Origin of the sequence: Sorangium sp. So ce281, from assembly GCF_051527395.1 — a bacterium.
In the GTDB taxonomy this organism is placed as follows: domain Bacteria; phylum Myxococcota_A; class Polyangia; order Polyangiales; family Polyangiaceae; genus Sorangium; species Sorangium cellulosum_B.
Genome location: NZ_CP150322.1, coordinates 6940355 through 6959973, shown reverse-complemented (window position 1 = coordinate 6959973; position 19619 = coordinate 6940355). Strand labels below are relative to the sequence as shown.

Sequence of the window (19619 nt, the reverse complement as noted above, 5' to 3'; positions counted from 1 at the left end):
CTCAGCGCGCCGCGAAGGCACACGTCCCCCTTACCCCCACCATGAATTCGGCTGGTTCCGGGCTCAATTGAGCCGGCGAGCGAGCTGCGAGCGCTCCGGCACGTGCAGCTTCGTGCCCCGACTCGAGCGGGCCAACCTTCCAGGGACGAGGATCAGCGCGCGCCGCAGCCACGGCGTTCGCCAGCTCGCGAGGTGCGGAACATGGTCGAGCACATACCGGCGCATCAGGTTGGCGGTCAGCAGCTTCAGCAGCAGCGCGGCATGATTGGCGTTGAAGCTCTGGCTCGGCACGCGACCGCATCCCCAGCCGTGCTTGAGATCGCCGATGAGCGGCTCGATGCCCGCGCGCAGGTCATACCGCGCCGCGACGTCTTCGGGCGCTTCGACCGGCTCGTTGGTCAAGAAGACCTGCACCGTGTAGTCGAGGCCTTCCCAGAGGTAGATCTGCTTGCCGTTGTCCCGATCGCGTGTGCGTACGGCGATCACGCGGACTCCATTCGGCCAACCGCTGCGCCGGAAGGGGACCTCGGTCACCTGCCGTCGAGGACGACCGTCGGCATCCCGGTCGACGGTACGCCATCCGGTGGCGTACGCGACCCTGCCCACCAGATCGGGGCTCATCCGCGCCTTGGTCAGGAAGAAGCATCCCTTCGCGGCGACGGCGTGCATCAAGGCGCTGCAATCCCCCGCGCCGTCGATCCGCACGTAGATGGCCGCGCTCGGCGCTGCGGCGCGCGCCCGGTCAATGCACTCCTCGACGAAGGGCACATCGACTTCGCCGAAGCTCGTGTCGCCCGGTCGCAGCTTGGCCCCGACGATGGCCTCGACCTCGGCGATGCGCGCCAGGATCGGATGATAGCTCGGCCTTCCGCGATAGCGTGGGTTCGGGCCCGGCAGTGCCCCCTCTTGCATCCCGAAGAGCGGCTCCACGGTCGTGTCGACGTCGATGTGCACGAACCGGTGCTTTCGGCGAGCAACGAGGGCGAGCCCGTGGTCGACGACCATGCTGTGCAGCGCGTCGAGCGCCTCCTCATCGAACCGGCACAGGTCCCGGTAGACGGTGTCGATGCTCGGGACGACGCCGCCTGCGAGACGCACGAAGAGCGGATCGACGGCGAGCGCCTCGAGGCCGAAGACGCGCTCCTCGCCGGCGAGCGCGCTGTCCATCAGCAGGCGCATCTGCGCAGCCATCGGGTAGATGACCGTGCGGCCGGTCTTCAGCCGGGAGAACCTGCGGCTCAGGGCCGCGTCGATGCCGAGCTCGCGGATGAAGGCGCCGAAGGGGCCAAGCCCTGCGACGCCCGTCAGGTTCTTCTCCGTGGGCTCGACGTGAATCCCGGCAGGATCTGGCCGCCGGATTCGCCCCGGGTGCCACCCGTCGCCTTTCCTCTTGAACCCGAACTCGCGTCGACGCACCTTGGAGGTGCTCGGCGTGTGCCTTCGTTTGGTCATAGCAACCCGGACGGGTCGCCACGCCGAGCCTTTCTTTCAAGGACTTCCGTTTACGACGACGGATTTCTCACGCCTCAGATCGGCTTCGTAGGCGCGAAATCCACGCTCAATGCAGCAGAGCGCGAGGCGTTAGCCAGCCGAGCTCCGCTGACCTGCTGAAGGCGAGATCGACGCCGAGATGATGCATAGGGCAGCACGGTCGGAATCCGGGGGAAGCGACGCGCCGATCTCGACGACAGGGCCGCCGTCGGGTTCAGGCGTACGTTCACCGGCGGCGCTGCGGTCCCGGATCGGCGTGACGGTGCCGCGGTTCGCGGCTCACCGTCGGCGCCGCTCGCTCCTGACCGCGTCAGCCACGCGCTACGCCGCCGCGCGCCCCTCGTGGTATCCTGCGGATCATGGAGCGAGCCATCCAGAACCCGCCGCCTGGCTTCGACGAGCTCACCGTGAAGGAGCAGATCGAATACGTCCAAGCGCTCTGGGAGCGGATCGCGGCGAGGGAGGACGCGGTGCCGGTACCCGAGTGGCATAGCGCCGAGCTCGATCGCCGGCTCGCCGAGTACGAAGCCGCGCCAGACGCTGGCCGGTCCTGGGAAGAGGTCGAGGCCGACCTTCGTGCGAGCCTCGCGACGCGTCGATGATCCGGCTCATCGTACGTCCGTCTGCCGAGCTGGACATCCGGGAGGCGGCGGAATGGTACGAGGACGAGGAGGCCGGGCTGGGCGGACAGTTCGTTGATGAACTGCGGCATATCGTCGGCCGGATCCGCGAGCTCCCGTCACAGTTCCCCGAGGTCGGGCGGGGGACTCGCCGCGCACTGCTCAAGCGATTCCCCTATGGGATCTACTTCCTGCTTCGTGGTGAAGCCGACCAGCGGGCGGCGGTGATCCTTGCCGTACTCCATCAGCGGCGCCGCCCGTCTGTTTGGAAGAAACGCACTCGAGACGAAGGCGGAGCGGGATAACTCGGCGCTGGCGCCGCCGCCGACAAGATCCAGCCGGATCCTGTCGGTTCATTTCCGCCCGCGCTCGCCGGACCCATGACCGAGACAAGCCGCTCGACATCCCGCTTCATGCGCGCCTAGCGTGCGCCACGTCCGGCGAGAGACACATGACCCCTCCCCAGAACCCCCTCCTCAACGACCGCGACGTCGAGTTCCTCCTCTACGAGGTGCTCGACGCGCCGCGCCTCTGCGAGCTCCCGTATTTCGCCGATCACGCGCGCGACACGTTCGATCTCTACCTCCAGAGCTGCCGGCGCTTCGCGCGGGAGGTGCTGTTCCCGACCTACAGGCAGGTCGACGAGGCGCCGCCGCGCTTCCAGGCGGGCGCCATCACGGTGCACCCCGCCGTCCAGCGGGTCTTCCGGCCGATGGTCGAGCTCGGGGTGCTCACCGCGGCGCGGCCGGCCGCGGTGGGGGGCCAGCAGCTGCCGCTCGTCGTCGCCACGCTCGCGGGGGCCTACCTGCAGGCGGCGAACCTGAGCGCGTGCGGCTACCTCAGCCTGACGGCCGGCGCGGCGCACCTCATCGAGACGTTCGGCGACGACGCCCTGCGGTCCGCCTTCATGACCCGGATGTACGCCGGCGAGTGGACCGGGACGATGGCGCTCACCGAGCCCCAGGCCGGCTCGAGCCTCGCCGACGTGCAGGCGAGCGCGGTGAAGACCGACGCGGGCCACTACCTCGTCCGCGGCTCGAAGATCTTCATCTCGGGCGGCGACCACGACCTCACCGAGAACATCGTCCACCTCACGCTCGCGCGCATCGAGGGCGCGCCTCGGGGCATCAAGGGCGTGAGCCTGTTCGCCGTGCCCAAGCGGCGGCCCGAGGGCGGGCAGCTCGTCCCGAACGACGTCGAGGTCGCCGGCATGATCCACAAGCTCGGCTGGCGCGGGCTCCCCAGCCTGTCGCTCAGCTTCGGCGAGAAGGGGGACTGCCACGGCTACCTCGTGGGCAGCCCCCACCAGGGCGTCGCCTGCATGTTCCAGATGATGAACGAGGCCCGCATCCTGGTCGGCGCGAACGCCGTGGCGACCGCCTCCGCGGCCTACCACGAGGCGCTCGGCTACGCGCTCGTCCGGCCGCAGGGCCGGCCGCTCGGCGCGAGGGACCCGGGGGCGCCGCAGGTGCCCATCATCGAGCACGCCGACGTGCGCCGGATGCTGCTCCGGCAGAAGGCCATCGTCGAGGGCGGCCTCGCGCTCGTCTCCACGACCGCGCTGTACGCCGATCTCGCGGCGCACGCCGCGGACGCGGCGGAGCGGGAGCGCGCCCAGCGGCTCCTCGACCTGCTCACCCCCATCGCCAAGACCTTCCCCGCCGAGAAGGGCTTCGAGTCGAACGCCCTCGCGCTCCAGGTCCACGGCGGCTACGGCTACTCGAGCGAGTACCTCCCGGAGGCCTGGCTCCGGGATCAGAAGCTCAACTCGATCCACGAGGGCACGACGGGGATCCAGGGCCTGGACCTGCTCGGCCGCAAGGTCGTGGCCGGGAACGGCGCCGCGCTCATCGCGCTCGGCGGCGAGATCCGGCAGACGATCGCCCGGGCGCAGCGGGCCGGCGTCGAGCCCGCGTGGGGCGAGCGCCTCGGCGCGGCGCTCGCGCTGCTCGGCGAGGTGACGGTGCAGCTCGCCGAGGCGGGGATGCACGGCGACACCGAGCGGATGCTGCGGCACAGCGCCGATTACATGGAGCTCGTCTCCGTGGTCGTGGTGGCCTGGCAATGGCTCGCGATGGCCGCAGCCGCCCGCGAAGGGCTCGCCAGGGGCGCCGCTCCGGCCGGCTTCTACGAAGGCAAGCTCTGCGCGGCGCAGTACTGGCTCTCGACGGAGCTGCCCCGGGTCGAGGCGCTCGCCGCCCTCTGCCGCTCCGGCGAGGACTCGTACGCCAGGATGCAACCCGGGTGGTTTTGAGGCGGGCGCGCGGCTCCCGGCCGCTTCGGCACCCCCGGGTGGTTCCGAAGCGGCGGCGGTCCCCCGGCCTCCTCGCCGGTCCGCCGGTCCGCCGGTGTCTCGTTGGTGAGTTCGCTCACCGCCGACGGCACCGGCGATGGCGCGGGACGAAGCGGATCGGCTGCTCCAGGTATGTCCTTGGAGCAACATCTTGGAGAGCTTACCTTGTTCCGGCCGGGTGCTTACGCTACCTGATTGACGCCACCTTCAGGGGTGGCCGGACAAAGGCAAGGCAGCGGGCTACCCAGGCGCGCTCCTTGCTTGACAGGCGACCCAGGATTCCTCCACCAGGAGAGCGAGATGCACGTCCCGACGACGGCGATCCGGCCTCAGCTCGATATTCGTGCCCAGGCGCCCGTGCCCACGAAGCACGGCGTCTTTCAGATGTTGGTGTTCCACTTTGGCGGGGCGACGAGCCCCGACCAGGGGCTGTCTCCCGATCACGTCGCGCTCGTCATGGGCGACGTGCGCGGCCGGTCGGACGTGACCCTGCGCGTCCACTCCGAGTGCCTCACGAGCGAGGTGTTCGGCTCCCTCAAGTGCGACTGCCGCGAGCAGCTCGAGGCGGCCCAGGCCGAGATCGGGCGCCGCGGGCTCGGCGTGGTGCTCTACCTCCGGCAGGAGGGACGCGGCATCGGGCTCGCCAACAAGATCCGGGCGTACCAGCTCCAGGCGTTCGGCCACGACACGGTCGACGCGAACCGCATCCTCGGCCTGCCGGACGACGCCCGCGGTTACGAGCCCGCGGCCGCGATGATCGAGCACCTCGGCATCGAGTCGATCCGGCTCCTCACGAACAACCCCGACAAGGTCGACGCGCTCCGCGCGCTCGGCGTCCGGATCGCCTCGCGCTCGGCGGCCATCGTCCCGGCCAACCCGTTCTCCGCGCCCTACCTCGAGGCGAAGCGCCTCCGGATGGGCCACGTCATCCCGTCGCTGCGGGACGGCGAGGGCGCCGCGGCCGGCGACGCCGAGTAGCCGCGGGGCCTGATTTCAGCCCCGCCGCAGCGCCACGGCCGCGGCGCGCTCGAGCACGCGGAACGTGAAGCTCTCGGTGAGGAAGAGCTCGACGACCTGTCTGTCGTGCCCGTCGTAGCCGATGGACAGGTCCTCCCCCACGGTCAGCTCGAAGTCGCCGCCTCGCGTGCTCAGGAGCACGCCGCCTTCGAGCGCGGGCGCCCATACGATCGGCCCGTCGATCAGCTGGCCCTCGATGTGCTTGCGGAGCGGATAGCCGTCCTCCGCGGCCGCGGCCAGCTCGTCGTACGCCTTCGGGCCCAGCGCGAGCGCATAAGGACCGTCGACGCCCGCGGCGCGGAGCACCTCTCTCGCCTCCACCACGGCGCGCGGCCACGCCTCCGGCGCCGGGATCCCCACGGGCTTGTGCGGCGCGACCTCCAGGATCCCTTCGATCCCGGCGGCCGCGAGCCCGTTGAAGATGGCGCCGTCCTCGAAGCGCGCGGCGTGCTCGGCGGCGCGCACGACGTCCTCGATGTTGGGCTCCTGCGCGCCGCGCCCGACGGCGTCCAGCTCGGCGAGCTCGAGGCGGATGGGCGCGCGGAGCTCGACGAGCGGCCGCACGAGGCGGACGCCCGCGCTCACCGAGGACGCGTCCTTCCGCTCGATCGCGCGCAGGCGGCCCGTGTTGACGGCGGCGACCTCCCAGCCGAACGGGCCGCGAAAATCGACGACCTTGCGGCCGGCGAGGTGCAGCTTGAGCACGCGCGTCGCCTCGTGATCGATGAGGTCCCACGCGGCGGGGAGGATGGGAGCGAGCTCGCGCTTGAGAAGATCCATGATCATGCCCCCTTCAGGCTCCCGATGCCGAGCGCTCCGCCCGGCGCCATGGCGCCGGCCTTGGCCGTGGCGCCGAGCTTCGCCGCCTCCTCGGCCGCTTCCACCTCGACGATCGGCCCCTGGCTGTTGAGATAGATGTCGATCTTCTCCTGGAAGACGCGATCATTCCGCCGGAGCCACTCGAGGTTCATCATCGCGTGCTCCACCTCCTCCTCGAGGTGGTGGAGCAGCACGGCACGGAGCTCCGCGTCCGAGCACGCCTCGGCGCGCTGCTGGTACCAGTCGATCGCCTCGAGCTCCTCGATCAACGAGACGATCGCGCGGTGCCGTTCCTTGGTCGCCTCCGACAGGAGCTCCGGCAGCTCGTGGTAGTTCTCGCTCGACACGCCGCTTTGTCCTTCTGCCTAGGCGCTCTTTCGCGCCGTTTGCACCTGGAACGCCACGATCTCCGTCTCGACGTTCGAGCGGCCGCAGGCCGTGCACTGGACCGTGCGCTCCCGCTTCAGGCGCTCGAACTCGGAGAGCGACGCGACCACCTCGAACTCGGCGCCGCAGTCGTTGCACTTGAACTCGTACGTCGGCATGGGACTCCTGTCCTGCAAATGTGAAACGAATCACATACGCGGGCACAGGCGAGATCCGTGCCCTCCCAGGATTCGAGCCGACCCAGGTTGCAGCCGGACGAGCACGAATGTCTTCGGCGTCGCGCGAAAATGACCTACGCGGTCGTCGCCGGAGGCCGAGCTACAGCCGCGGCCGGAAGCTCGGGCCGGCGCGCCGATGCGCTCGCGGCGCGCCTCCGGGCGCTGGAAGGTGTGATCCCGAGGGGCCGGCCGGTCGCCTCGCCGCCCCCCACCGTGCGTGAACAGCACGGGGGCACGTTGACCTCGCCCGCTTCTGGCCGGTCATCTGCGCTTCTCAGCGACGCCGTCCACATGCGACAGGGCGATCCCGGGCCTACTTCTTCGACGCGTCCTTCAGCCGTGCCTTGAGCCGCGTCGCGTAGCCCTCCTTGTTCTCCTGCTTCACCCGGCCGATCGCCAGCGCCTCGTCCGGCACGTCGCGGGTGACGGTCGTGCCCGTCGCCACGTAGGCGCCCGCGCCGATCTTCACCGGGGCGACGATCTGCGAGTCGCTGCCGATGAAGGCGCCGGCGCCGATCTCGGTCCGGTGCTTCCGGAAGCCGTCGTAGTTGCAGAAGATCGTCCCGGCGCCGACGTTCGCGCCCTCGCCGATGTCGCCGTCGCCGAGGTAGGCGAGGTGGTTCGCCTTCGCGCCCTTCCGGACCACGGTCTTCTTGGTCTCGACGAAGTTGCCGATGTGCGCGTCGGCCTCGATCTGGCTCTCCGGGCGGAGGTGCGAGAACGGCCCGATCTGCGCGCCGGCGCCGATCGACGACTGCGAGGCGACCGTGTACGGCTTCACGGAGGCGCCCGCCTCGACGACGACGTCCGTGAGCACCGAGCCCACGTCGATCCGCGCGCCCGCGCCCACGCGCGTCCGGCCCCGCAGGACCACGGCGTGCTCGATCACGGCGTCCGGCTCGACGGCCACGCCCGCGTCGACGCGGGCGCTCGTGCGGATCGTGACGCCGCTCTTGCGCAGCCGGTCGGCGACGCGGCCGTAGAGCACCTCCTCGGCGGCGGCGAGCTGCGCGCGGTCGTTGATGCCCACGAGCGAGCCGGCGTCCCTCGCCACGACCGCCGCGGCGCCGCCGGCCTTCGCCGCCTGCGCGACGATGTCGGTCAGGTAGAGCTCGCCCTGCGCGTTGTCCGTCGTCAGCCCGGCCAGCGCGCGCCCGAGGAACCCGCTGCGGGCGAGGTACACGCCGGGGTTCACCTCGGTGATCGCGCGCTCCTCGAGGGTCGCGTCCTTGTGCTCGCGGATGCCGATGACCCGGCCCGACGCGTCGCGGAGGATCCTGCCGTACCCCGTCGGATCGGAGACCTCCGCGGTGAGCATCGCGATCGGCGCGTCGCCCGCGCGGTCGAGCGCCCCGCGGAGCTGCGTGAGCTGCTCCGGGTCGAGCAGCGGCGTGTCGCCGCACAGGATCAGGATCGCCTCGGAGGTCGGGTCGATGTGCGGCATGGCGCAGCGCACCGCGTCGCCCGTGCCGCGCTGCTGGGGCTGGAGCGCGGTGCGGACCTTCTTCCCCTGGGCGCCGAACGCCTTGTCCAGGGCCGCCGAGACCTCGTCGCGGCCGTGGCCGACGACGACCACCACGTCGGAGGCGCCGGCGGCCAGCGCCGCGTCGACGACGTAATGCAGCATCGGCCGGCCGCAGAGCTCGTGGAGCACCTTCGGCCGGGCGCTCTTCATCCGGGTCCCTTGTCCAGCAGCGAGAACGACAGCGGTGAGCGGGGTGGGTTGGGTCGCCATCGCTCCTCAGCCTATACCCACGAGCCCGCCGCCGTCCCCGTCGCAGCGCAGTGAACCCTGGAGAACGCGCGCTCCGTGCATCCCATCCCACGCCCCCCAGGGGCGCCAAGCCTCTACGCACCTGGAGTGGAATCGTCTACCCTGGGGGCAACTGGGGGAGGTTGTCGTCATGCGCAGGCGCGCGCTGGGTTCCTCGGCCGCTGGGATGCTCCGGCTGGTCGCGCTCGTCTCGGCTGGCGGGGCGATCGCTTCGTGTCACGAGCCGCTCGACACGACGCGGGTGGCGCCTCCCAGGGTCAAGGAGGGCGGCGGGCTGGGCGACGACGTCTTCGGCATGCTCTGCGACCGCGTGGGCGCGTCGAGCCTCCACGAGGACCCCACGGGCGCCTCGTACCAGCGCGTCTGTCACTACGATCGCGAGGGCAGGTACGAGGACGAGGTCGACGTCTCGCTGCTCCCGCCGGTCTCCGGCGAGCGGGCGGAGCAGGCGCGCAGGCTGGGCGTGGCCAAGGTGGAGGCCATGGCGCGGTGGCGCAACGCCCTCGTGGACGCCGTCAACGCCGCGGTGCCGGACATCGAGATCGACAACGTCGCGCCCGGCGAGGGGGGCGGCACGATCCGGCTGCACGATGCCGTCCTGAGCCTCTCGCAGACCCTCGCGCCGCTCTACGAGACGAACCCGTTCGACGCGGCGGGGCCGCCGGTCCTGCCCGCGTCGACCCGGGGGATCGCCCGGCTCCTCGACGCGCTCATCCACGGCGGCGAGGAGAGCGCGCGGCCGGCGGAAGCGGAGGGCGACCAGAAGAGGCAGCGGGAGCGGGCGCCGATCGCCTGCGACCGGGCAGAGGGGCGGGAAACGCCCGTCTGTGCGCTCGCGAGCATCTGGGGGCGCCAGGGCTATCGCTCGGCGGAGGTGGGGCTCGGCATGGCGGGCGCGGCGCTCGCGTACCCCGGGCTGCGCCCGATGACCGTGGCGGCGCTCGACGTGCTCGGCCCCGGCGGCCCGGGGGCGCCCGCGCTCCAGGCGCTGCTCGCGGCCGGCGAGCAGGCGCTGGCCACGCTGTCGCCGCCGGAGCGGGCGCCGCTCGCGATCGACGCCGCCACCGCGCAGCCGAGCCGCCCGCGCACGGCCCTGGAGCTCGCGCAGGCGGCGCTGCTCGCGGAGCACCCCGCGCTCGCCGCGCCGCCGTCGATCTTCATCGCCCGCCGCGACGGGCGCGGGTGGGTCCTCCCCCAGGGCGAGGGGGTCCCCGCGCCTTTCGCCGACGCGGACGGCGACGGCCTCGCCGACGTCGACGCGTCCGGCAGGTTCGTGGACCGGACCGGCGCGCCGCTCGCGCTCGAACCGCCGTTCGCCATCCCCGGCGTCACCGAGCCGCCGCGGGACCCGTTCGGGGGCCTCTCGCCGGAGCTCTACGCCTACGTCGACACCTCCCGCACCGTCCTCGGCGCGGCGCTGCGGTCGATCGTGCCGCTCGTCGACGGGACCCGGTACGCGGGCAAGGGCGATCCGGAGCCGTGGAAGACCGAGCACGAAGGGCTCATGTACGCTCTCTCCGGCGCGTACCTGCTCTTCGGCGACCGCGAGGAGGCCCGCTACGACGTCCGCCGCGGCAGGGTCGTGCCGGCGGACGAGCGGTGCGACGGTTGCCTGTCGTACCGCCGCTTCCGCGGCGAGGACTCGCCGCTGGCCGACCTCGCGCACGCGGTCGGCCAGGTGCTCGCCGACAGGGACTCGGACGTCCTCCTGCTCACGCTCATCGATCTGCTCGAGAACCGCGAGGCGGAGCTCGCGCGCATGACCGCCGCGGCGCTGCGCATCCGGGACGTCGCCCGCGAGCACGACCGGCTGGCCGCCCAGGGCAAGGAGGCCCCCGCGCGGATCGACGACGAGGCGCCGCTCTGGGACGAGCTCGCGGCGGCGCTCGGCAGGGCCGTGGAGCAGCCGGGGCTCGTGGCGCGCTTGCTCGAGGCGATCGCGGGCGGCGCGCTCCTCACCCCGCACGGCAGCGCGCGGCACGCGGGCGACGCGATCGCGGCGATGCTCACGACCCGCGACCAGTACGCGTACAACCCGGCGGACCTGAACGGCCCGGCCATCAACCTCACGGTCGGGGCGCCGTCGACGGCGGCCCCGAAGACGCCGGTCGACCCGAAGAAGCCGAGGGGCGGCGACAACCGCTCGGGCATGGAGCGGCTGATGCAGCTCATGCACGACACCGCCGGCGTCAGGCAGTGCAACAAGGAGGGCGCCGTGGTGAGCGCCTTCGAGATCACGGTGCCTTTCGTCGAGTTCGCCGAGTGCGAGCTGTTCCAGATCGACGACCTGGCGGCCTTCTACCTCGACTCGCTCCTCCCCGACGGGGACCCGAAGCGGGCCGAGCTCGAGGTGAAGCCCTCGGCCCTGGCGCTGCTCGTGACCGACTCGGTGCTCGTGGACTCCAGCGGCATCGGCGGCCTGACGAGCCACCCCACGCCGGCCGCGCTCAGCCGGCTCATCTACTTCGGGGCGGACTCGGACAGGTTCCCGGGGCTGCCGGACCTGGATCCCTTCCGGGCCGGCGCGAACCTGGCGACGAACCTGTTCATCTCGGGGACGCTCGAGCCGGCCGGCACGATCCATTGCCCCAGGAACGCGCTGGGCGTGAACGCGTGCAGCTCCCCGGAGAACCTGATCCGGGTGCGCCACCCGGGGACGACTTACCTCCTGGAGCAGCTCGGGCTCGCCGCGTACCTGGGCCCCATCGTGAAGGCGTTCGCCGACGTCGACCACGGCACCACCGGCGAGGCGATCCTGACCGATCTCTTCAGCACGGCGTACCGCCACTGGCCGGGCAAGGAGCACGGGCCGGAGTGCGTCAAGGCCGGCTCGCCCGAGACCAACACCGCATACTGCTCGGAGGCAGGGGTCAACAGCTACGAGCCGCTCGTGGCCGACGCGCTCCGGGCCGAGGACGTCCTGGCGTCGTCGGTGGCGTTCGCCCGGATGGCGCGCGACACGTCCGTGACCGTGCGGCGTGGCCCCGCGGCAGATCGGCCGCTGACGAAGGCCCAGGTCATCGAGAAGCTCGCGCGCATCCTCTTCAGCACCCGCTACGCGGCCGGCGTGGGCATGGTCGACCGCTCGGGGAAGAAAAATGCCACGTGGGCGGATGGGCGGGTCCAGGACCAGCTCACCGTGTTCACCCTCCTCGCCGGCGCTCTGAACGGCGTCGATGCGCGCTTCGCGCAGCGCAATGCGCCCGGCGCCGCCGAGCGGGAGGGCCAGTGGAAGCGCGGCGTGGACGAGCTCGTCGATGCGCTGCTCGCGGTCGAGGGGTCGGGGCCCGAGGCCCGGTTCAAGAACCGCGCGCTCCCGAGGATGGGCGCCCTCGTCCTGCGCGTCCTCCGCGAGCAGCTGAACGCCCGCTGCCCCGATCGCGAGACGACGGGGCGGTGCGCCTGGGCGCAGAAGGAGCTCGGCGCCACGGTGAGCGACCTCCTGAGCCACCCGCTGTTCGCCGCCGCCGCCGACGTGATGGAGGCAGTCCGCGCCCACGAGCCGGCGCGGCGGGAGGTCGAGCGGTTCCTCACCTACCTGCTCGACGCGGACGCAGCCGGCGCCCCGTTCCAGGCGCTGCCGACGGCGCTCGCCGACGGCCTCCAGCTCCTCGCCGACGACGACGCCTCGCGCCGGATCCTGAAGGCCGCGTCGACCGCGCTGACCCCGGCGGGGGGCGCCGGCGGGCCGGGCGCGGCCGACGCGGGGCTCGACGCGCTGAAGGCGCTCCACGACGATCGCTACGACAGGTACCGCGCGATGGAGCGCGTGCTGCCGGCGCTCGTGACGCCGATGGCGGACGGCCGAGCGCCGCTCGACGTGTTCCTCGACGCGTTCGCGGACGTGAACCGCATCGAGGCCGGGAGCGGCGCGCCGCTGACGGCGGAGGACTACCGGCAGCTGTTTGTCTCGGCCAGGGACTTCCTGACGGACGAGACCCGCGGGCTCGAGCAGATCTACGCCATCGTCAAGAACCGGCCGCACGAGTGAGCCACGTGCGAACGCCCACGATCCGCGCCGTGCTCTCCGTGGCGTCCGCCGCGGGGGCGCTCCTCCTGCCCGCGGGCGACGCCGGCGCCGCCGGGCTGTACTTCACCGACCGCGGCGTCCGCCCGTCGTCCCGCGGCGGGGCGTACATCGCCGGCGGCGACGATCTCGGGGCGATCGCCTACAACCCCGCGGGCGTCTACGAGGCCGGCACCCAGGTCCTGTTCGACGTCGGGCTCTTCGAGTGGCGCAGCCGGCACACGCGCCAGGCGATCGTACGGCAGGTCGACCCGAACACCGGCGAGCCGACGGGCGCGAGCTTCGTGCAGACGATGGAGCCGGTGACCGGCAGCGCGCCGGTGCTGCCGATCCCCACGCTGGCGGCGTCGTTCAAGGTCGATCCGCGGTGGGTCGTCTGGGGCGGGACGTGGGCGCCGTACGCGGCCCTCTCCAGCTATCCGGAGCAGGTGAACGGCATGCCGGCGCCCCAGCGCTACGCGCTGCTCACGCTCGAGGGCTCCGCGCTCGCCCTCGTGGGGGTCGGGGCGGCGTACGCGCCGTCGCCCGAATGGCGCTTCGGCGCCGGGCTCGGCGCGCTGGTCGGCGCGTTCAACAGCCGGATGGTCGTCTCCGGGTGCCTGCCGGAGCGGATGTTCTGCGCGCCCGAAGATCCGGAGTGGGACATCCATTCCGAGCTCAGCGTCGCGCCCATCGTCGCGCCCACGGGCCAGCTCGGGGCGCTCTTCGTCCCGACGCCGCGCTGGCGCGTCGGCCTGGCCTTCCAGCTGCCCATCTGGGTGCGCGCGCCGGCCAAATTCAGGGCGCGGCTCCCCGCGGCGCCCGTCTTCGAGCGCGCCGTCCAGGAGGGCGAGGACGCCGACGTCGCGTTCGACCTGCCGTGGATCCTCCGCGCCGGGGTGGAGGCGCGGGTCGTGGATGACCTGCGCGTGGAGCTCGGGCTCGGGGTCGAGGGCTGGACCATGCACGACGACATCCTCGTCGAGCCCGACGGCGTGGTGCTCCGGAACGTCGCCGGCCTCCCGGAGGAGTTCCGCGTGCCAGCCGTCTCGTTCCCGCGGCGCTTCCAGAGCTCGCTCTCGGCGAGGCTCGGGGGCGAGTATTCCTTCGATCTCGCGGGCGCGCGGTGGGATCTGCGCGCCGGCGTGAGCCTCGAGCAGAGCGCCGTCCCGCCCGGGTACCTGTCGGTCCTCACGATCGACGCGACGAAGCTGACGACGGCGGCCGGCCTCGGCGTCCACCTCGGCCGGTGGCGCCTCGACGCGAGCTACGCGCACGCGTTCGCCGCGGACGTGAGGGTCGATCCGAGGGAAGCGCGGCTCCCGCAGGTGAGCCCGGTGCGGGCCAATCCGCCGGAGGACCCGAACACCATCAATGGCGGCGCCTACAGCGCCCGGGCGAACGTCGTCGGGCTCGGCGTCGCTTACACGTTCGAGGCAGCCGGGAGCGGCCCTATCCGGCCCGCAGCTCGCGCAGCCGCTCCGTGAGCCGGGGGCCGTCCAGCCAGCTCAGGTCCTTGTCCACGCTCGTCTCGATGTGGTTACTGACCTGCTTGCTCACCGCGCCGCGGAGCAGGCCGAGGAAGTGCGGCGGCGCGACGAGCACCAGCGTCTCGTAGGCGTGCTCGTTCAGACCCTTCTCCAGCACCTCCGCGAGCTCCAGGGCGAACTTCTGCTTCTCGACCTCCTTGGGATCGGTGTCGGGGGCGGCGCCCGGACGGCCGAGGTACTGACCCCCCGGGCCGCCGACAGGGCTGCCACTCCCGCCGGGGGTGCCGTTCGGCTTGCGGCCGTGCGCGTCGGCCATCAGATCCCGCACGCGCGCCCGGCTCTCGTCATGATTGTACGACTCGAGCAGGGTGAAGCCCTTGCCAGCAGGCTCTTCACGATAGAGCTGGGCACGGCTTGCGTCGGAGACCAGGATCCATGTCTTCCGTGCTGCCTTCTTTGCCATAAGCCTCCACGGGGGAATCAACCCTTCCCTTGGTTTACGTTAAAGACCGACCCCACGCGGCGCAAGCGGCCGGAGGGCCGAGTCCGACGCAATTCGGTGGATCGCACCCCGAGAGGCAGGCTCCAGCAGGCTCGACCACCTGCGCGCGGCCTGAATTCATGGAGAGCGAGAGGGGGCGATCGGCGCTCGGGAGGTGGTTGACCGCGAAATACGGTGTTTGGTGTACCGGGCGTGTCCACCGAGCTCGGCCGCGCCGCCGCGGCCGCGCTCGTTGACCGCCGGTCAACGGAACCGGTCGGTCGCCTCGACCAGCTCGTGCAGGATGCCCGGCTCCATCGCCGAGTGCCCTGCGTCCGCCACGATGCGCAGATCGGACTCGGGGAACGCGCGGTGGAGCGCCCACGCGCTCTCCGGCGGACAGACCACATCGTAGCGGCCCTGCACGATGACGGTCGGGATATGGCGGATCCGGTGCACGTCGTCGAGCAGCTGCGTCTCCGCCGTGAAGAACCCCTTGTTCATGAAATAGTGGCACTCGATCCGGGCGAACGCGAGGGCGAACTCATCACCTGACGTCCTCGCGACGAGCTCGTGGTTCGTGAACAGGCAGCTCGTCCGCCCCTCCCAGACGCTCCACGCGCGCGCCGCCCGCTGCTGCAACCCGGGGTCCGGGCTCGTGAGGCGCCGGTGGTACGCCGTGAGAAGATCGTCCCGCTCCGGCTCGGGGATGAACGCGAGGTACTCCTCCCACGCGTCGGGGAAGATGGCGCTCGCGCCCCGCTGATAGAACCAGTCGAGCTCCTGCTTCCGCAGGAGGAAGATGCCGCGCAGCACGAGCTCCGTCACCCGCTCCGGGTGCCGCTCGGCGTAGGCCAGCGACAGCGTGCTCCCCCACGAGCCGCCGAACACCTGCCAGCGCTCGATCCCGAGGTGCTCGCGGAGCGCCTCCATGTCCGCGACGAGGTGCCAGGTGGTGTTCTCCTCCAGGCACGCGTACGGCGTGCTCCTGCCGCAGCCCCGCTGGTCGAAGAGCACGATCCGGTAGGCGGCCGGGTCGAAGAAGCGCCGCTGCTTCGGCTCCGTGCCGCCCCCGGGGCCGCCGTGCACGAAGACCACCGGCTTGCCGCGCGGATTGCCCGACTCCTCGAAATAGATCTCGTGAAGATCGGAGACGCGCAGCCTCCCGGCGCGGTACGGCTCGAGCTCGGGATACAGCGTTCGCCTCTGGGTGCCTGTCGTCGTCATGCCGCTCCCGTTCGCCGGTCGACGTCGCGCGCGCCGGCGCGCCCAGCGTACGCGAAGGCGCGCCGGGAGGGGAGAGGGCCTGGAGGAGGGGACGGCAGGTCGCGGCGGGGGAGCGGCGAGGGACCGCCGGTCGGGACGCGCGGGCGGCTCAGCCGGGCTGCGCGGCGTCGCGCGCAGCGGTTTTCTCCGCGCCGCCCGCGCCGCCCGCGCCGCCCGCGCCGCCGTAGAGCGCCTCGAGCGCGGGCCCGTACTTCTGGAGCGCCACGCGCCGCTTCAGCTTCAGGGTCGGCGTGAGCATCCCGTTCTCCGCCGTGAAATCCTCGGCCGCGAGGGCGATCTGCCTGATCTTCTCGAAGGACTTGAAATCAGACGCGTACCTGTCGACCTCCGCCTGGACGTGCGCGACCACCCGCGGGTGCTTCAGCATCGCCTCCGTCGACTCGAACGAGAGGCCCTCGGCCCGCGCCCATGCCGTGAGCGCCGTCATCTCGGGCGCGATCACCGCCACGTTGAAGGGGCGGTTGTCGCCGTAGATCATCGCGCCGTTGATCAGCGGAGACAGCTTGAGCTTCTCCTCGAGCGGGGCCGGCGCGACGTACTTGCCGTTCTCCAGCTTGTACTGCTCCTTGATGCGGCCCGTGACGAAGAGGTAGCCGTCGTCGTCGAGGTAGCCCAGATCGCCTGTGCGGAAGCCGCCATCCTCCGTGAAGACGGCCTTGTTCTCCTCGTCGCGCTTGTAATAGCCCACCATGACGTTCGGGCCGTAGACGACGATCTCTCCCTGCTTCGGGTCGTGCGTCTCCGACCTGTCGATGACGATCTTCACGCCCGGGATCGGCTTGCCCACGCTGCCGAGGCGGCGGGCCCCCGGGTAGTTCACGGTGGCGACGGGCGATGTCTCCGTGAGGCCGTAGCCCTCGTAGACGGTGATGCCGAGCGCGTCGACGAACTCGGCCACCTGATAGGCGAGCGCCGCCCCGCCGCTGATGGCGTACTTCAGCTTGCCGCCGACACTGGCGCGTATCTTCGAGAAGATGACGCGGTCCGCCGCGACGAGCGCGAGCCGCTCGACGAGGCCGAGGGGCTCGCCCTTCTGCTTCTTCGTCGCGGCGCGCATCCCGGCGCGGAACAGGGCCTGGATCACGGCGGGCTTCCCCGCCATCTTCTTCTGCACGCCCTCGTAGATGCGGTTGAAGATCCGCGGGACGCTCATCAGCACGGTGGGGCGCACCTCGCCGAGGTTCGCGAGGATCTTGTCGACCGACTCGCTCAGCGCCATCGACGCGCCCACCGTGATCATCACGTGGAGCTCACCGGTGTGGCCGAACGAGTGGGCCCACGGGAGGAACGACAGGCTCCGATCGCCGCCGCCGAAGGGGATGAGTTCCAGCACCGCGCAGACGTTGGAGGCGATGTTGCCGTGCGACAGGATCACCCCCTTGGGGTTGCCGGTCGTGCCCGACGTGTAGATGAGGCACGCCGTGTCCTTCGATGTCGGCTGGATGGCCGGGGCCGGGCTCCCCTCGCCCGCGGCGAGGAGCTCCTTGTACGAGCTGGTCTTCGCCCCGGGGACGCCGTCTCTCGCCCCGTCGGGGTCGAACAGACAGACAACGTGCTTCAGCGAGGGCGCCTTCTCGGCGAGATCCTTGCATTTACCGTAGATCTGCGGCGTGGCGACGATCGCGGCCACGGCCTCGCAATCGTTGATGATGAACGCCCACTCGCTCGGGAGCTGCGCCTCGTACATCGGCACGACGGCGACTCCCATGCTGAAGCAGGCGTACGCCGAGACCGCCCACTCGACGCGGTTGTTGGAGATGAGGGCCACCCGATCCCCCCGCTGGACGCCGAGCGACGCCAGCCCGCCGCGGAACCTGGCGACGAGCTGCCCGAACTCCGCGTACGTGATCCAGTCCCAGCGGCCATCGGTCTTCGTGCCGAACAGCGGCCGCTGGCCATGAAGCTTCAGCGCGCGATCGAGCAGGTCTACCAGGTTCTCCAGTTTCGCCATCGGTCTCCTCCCGAGCCGAGTGTTAACATGGTACTGCGCCGCGCCAGTGTCCTTTTGGCGGCGCGTGGCGCCGGCTGTTGTCGCGCCGACGCTGGAGCGACGCCGCGCGCGTCGCGTGGGCGCGGGGTCGGCGGTGCCCGCGCGGGGTGGACGAGGGGGAAGCGGGGAAGGGGGAGCGGGGAGGGGGGAGGGGGGAACGGGAGCGCTCGCGCGGCGTCGCGGCGTCGACCGCGGGGCTCCTGGCGCGCGAGGTGGCGGCCTCGGGCCCCTTCTGTTAGAGCGTTCATCGCTTCGATGCCCCGGTATTCCATCACGACGTTCGGCTGCCAGATGAACGTGCACGACTCCGAGCGGATGCACGACGTGCTCCGCTGCGCCGGCTACACGGAGGCCGGCAGCGCCGACGAGGCGGACGTGCTCGTGCTCAACACGTGCAGCGTGCGCGAGAAGGCCGAGCAGAAGCTGCGGAGCGAGGTCGGTCGGCTCGCGCGCTGGAAGCGGGAGCGCGCGGATCGGGTGCTCGTCGTGGCGGGCTGCGTGGCGCAGCAGGAGGGGGAGCGCCTCCTCAAGCAGATGCGCGCGATCGACGTCGTGGTGGGGCCCGACAACATCCCGGAGCTGCCCGGCCTGCTCGGCGACCTCGCGATCGGCGGGCTGCCGATCGCGCGCACGGTGTTCGACCTCGACGCGCCCCGGTTCCTCGTCGCGTCGCCGCCGTCGCCCTCCTCCTCGCCGCGCGCCGCGCCGACGGCGTTCGTGACCGTCATGAAGGGCTGCGACGAGCGCTGCTCGTTCTGCATCGTCCCCCACACCCGCGGGCCGGAGCGGTACCGGCCGAGCGACGAGATCGTCGCCGAGATCGCGGCGCTCGTGGCCGCGGGGACGCGCGAGGTCACGCTGCTCGGCCAGACGGTGAACAGCTACCGCGACCCGCTCGGCGCGCTGGCGCGGGCCCCGGGCGCGAGCGCGGACGACCCGGACGAGAGCGAGTTCGCGGCGCTGCTCCGGCGCGTCGCGGCCGACGTCCCCGGCCTCGCGCGCCTGCGCTACACGAGCCCGCACCCGCGGCACCTCACGCCCTCGCTCGTCCTCGCCCACGCCGAGCTCCCGGCGCTGCCGCGCCACGTGCACATGCCGGTGCAGTCGGGCAGCGATCGGGTCCTCCGGCGGATGATCCGCCGCTACACGCGCGCCGAGTACGTCGCGCGGACGCGCGCGCTCGTGGAGGCGGTCCCGGGACTGACGCTCTCGACCGACGTCATCGTCGGCTTCCCGGGCGAGACGGAGGACGACTTCGCGGCGACGCTGTCGCTCGTGCGCGAGGTGGGGTTCAAGGGGCTGTTCGGCTTCAAGTACTCGCGCCGGCCGCACACGCCCGCGCTGAAGCTGCCGGACGACGTGCCCGAGGCCGTGAAGGGCGAGCGGCTCGCGCGCCTGTTCGAGGAGAGCGAGGCGCTGCTCGCCGCCCACCTGTCGGCCCTCGTGGGGACGACGCAGGAGGTGCTCGTCGAGGGGCGCGACAAGGAGCGGGGCCACGGCGGAGCCGGCGGCGCGCTCTGGTCCGGCCGGACGGGGCGCCACGAGATCGCGCACATCGACGGCGCCGGGGAGCTCGATCTGCTCGGCGAGGTCGTCGAGGTCTCGATCGCGCGGGCGAACAAGCACTCGCTGCAGGCCGAGCTCACCGAGGCGGCGCGCGCCGCGGCCCGGCCGCGGCAGCGGGGCGGCCTGGAGGCGCGGCCCGCCCGGCGCTCGCTGCCGGTGGTCGCCGCCGAGGGCGGGTGA

At 71.9% G+C, this 19619-nt stretch carries 15 protein-coding genes; 7 read left to right on the top strand and 8 right to left on the bottom strand.

Annotated elements, in window-relative coordinates; genetic code table 11:
• Positions 1 to 63 precede the first annotated feature (63 nt).
• Entirely contained in the window at positions 64 to 1452 is a 1389-nt protein-coding gene (locus WMF27_RS26305; protein ID WP_437763081.1) for an IS1380 family transposase, read from the bottom strand.
• Between the two features lie 398 nt (positions 1453 to 1850).
• Here WMF27_RS26305 and WMF27_RS26300 point away from each other — a divergent pair, with 398 nt between their 5' ends.
• The 4 genes from WMF27_RS26300 to ribA all read left to right on the top strand — a co-directional run bounded on the left by WMF27_RS26300 (position 1851) and on the right by ribA (position 5382).
• On the top strand, positions 1851 to 2093 hold the full coding sequence (locus tag WMF27_RS26300) for an addiction module protein (protein ID WP_437766127.1): 243 nt from the start codon (positions 1851 to 1853) through the stop codon (positions 2091 to 2093).
• Positions 2090 to 2416 carry a type II toxin-antitoxin system RelE/ParE family toxin gene (locus WMF27_RS26295; RefSeq protein ID WP_437766128.1) on the top strand — a complete coding sequence of 109 codons (327 nt, stop codon included), beginning with the start codon at positions 2090 to 2092 and terminating at the stop codon, positions 2414 to 2416. Before WMF27_RS26300 ends, WMF27_RS26295 begins: the two co-directional genes overlap by 4 nt.
• Positions 2417 to 2562: 146 nt before the next feature.
• A complete protein-coding gene (locus WMF27_RS26290; RefSeq protein WP_437766129.1) occupies positions 2563 to 4365 on the top strand; it encodes an acyl-CoA dehydrogenase in 1803 nt (600 codons plus the stop codon).
• A gap of 339 nt (positions 4366 to 4704) precedes the next feature.
• Complete coding sequence (gene ribA / locus WMF27_RS26285; protein WP_437766130.1) at positions 4705 to 5382, top strand: GTP cyclohydrolase II; 678 nt, start codon at positions 4705 to 4707, stop codon at positions 5380 to 5382.
• Between the two features lie 15 nt (positions 5383 to 5397).
• Here ribA and WMF27_RS26280 read toward each other — a convergent pair whose 3' ends face one another.
• The 4 genes from WMF27_RS26280 to glmU all read right to left on the bottom strand — a co-directional run bounded on the left by WMF27_RS26280 (position 5398) and on the right by glmU (position 8580).
• Positions 5398 to 6201, bottom strand: coding sequence for a family 1 encapsulin nanocompartment shell protein (locus WMF27_RS26280; protein ID WP_437766131.1), 804 nt, complete (start codon positions 6199 to 6201; stop codon positions 5398 to 5400).
• A gap of 2 nt (positions 6202 to 6203) precedes the next feature.
• A complete protein-coding gene (locus tag WMF27_RS26275; protein ID WP_437766132.1) occupies positions 6204 to 6587 on the bottom strand; it encodes an encapsulin-associated ferritin-like protein in 384 nt (127 codons plus the stop codon).
• Between the two features lie 18 nt (positions 6588 to 6605).
• A complete protein-coding gene (locus tag WMF27_RS26270) occupies positions 6606 to 6785 on the bottom strand; it encodes an FmdB family zinc ribbon protein (protein ID WP_437766133.1) in 180 nt (59 codons plus the stop codon).
• Positions 6786 to 7158: 373 nt separating this feature from the next.
• On the bottom strand, positions 7159 to 8580 hold the full coding sequence (gene glmU, locus WMF27_RS26265; RefSeq protein WP_437766134.1) for a bifunctional UDP-N-acetylglucosamine diphosphorylase/glucosamine-1-phosphate N-acetyltransferase GlmU: 1422 nt from the start codon (positions 8578 to 8580) through the stop codon (positions 7159 to 7161).
• Between the two features lie 169 nt (positions 8581 to 8749).
• Between glmU and WMF27_RS26260 the strand changes: the two genes are divergently transcribed.
• Positions 8750 to 12610: a hypothetical protein gene (locus WMF27_RS26260; RefSeq protein ID WP_437766135.1), complete on the top strand. Its 3861-nt coding sequence runs from the start codon at positions 8750 to 8752 to the stop codon at positions 12608 to 12610.
• 5 nt (positions 12611 to 12615) lie between these two features.
• A complete protein-coding gene (locus tag WMF27_RS26255; protein WP_437766136.1) occupies positions 12616 to 14112 on the top strand; it encodes an OmpP1/FadL family transporter in 1497 nt (498 codons plus the stop codon).
• On the opposite strand, the gene WMF27_RS26250 is transcribed toward WMF27_RS26255, so the two are convergent.
• The 3 genes from WMF27_RS26250 to WMF27_RS26240 form a co-directional block, all read right to left on the bottom strand.
• Positions 14078 to 14578, bottom strand: coding sequence for a host attachment protein (locus WMF27_RS26250; RefSeq protein ID WP_437766137.1), 501 nt, complete (start codon positions 14576 to 14578; stop codon positions 14078 to 14080). The genes WMF27_RS26255 and WMF27_RS26250 overlap by 35 nt on opposite strands.
• 282 nt (positions 14579 to 14860) lie before the next feature.
• The gene (gene pip, locus WMF27_RS26245; RefSeq protein ID WP_437766138.1) at positions 14861 to 15823 is read right to left on the bottom strand and encodes a prolyl aminopeptidase; all 963 of its coding nucleotides are present in this window, start codon (positions 15821 to 15823) and stop codon (positions 14861 to 14863) included.
• Between the two features lie 148 nt (positions 15824 to 15971).
• Positions 15972 to 17834, bottom strand: a complete 1863-nt coding sequence (locus WMF27_RS26240; RefSeq protein ID WP_437766139.1) for an AMP-dependent synthetase/ligase — start codon at positions 17832 to 17834, stop codon at positions 15972 to 15974.
• A 294-nt stretch (positions 17835 to 18128) separates the two neighbouring features.
• On the opposite strand from WMF27_RS26240, the gene miaB reads away from it, so the two are divergent.
• Positions 18129 to 19619, top strand: a complete 1491-nt coding sequence (miaB, locus tag WMF27_RS26235; RefSeq protein ID WP_437766140.1) for a tRNA (N6-isopentenyl adenosine(37)-C2)-methylthiotransferase MiaB — start codon at positions 18129 to 18131, stop codon at positions 19617 to 19619.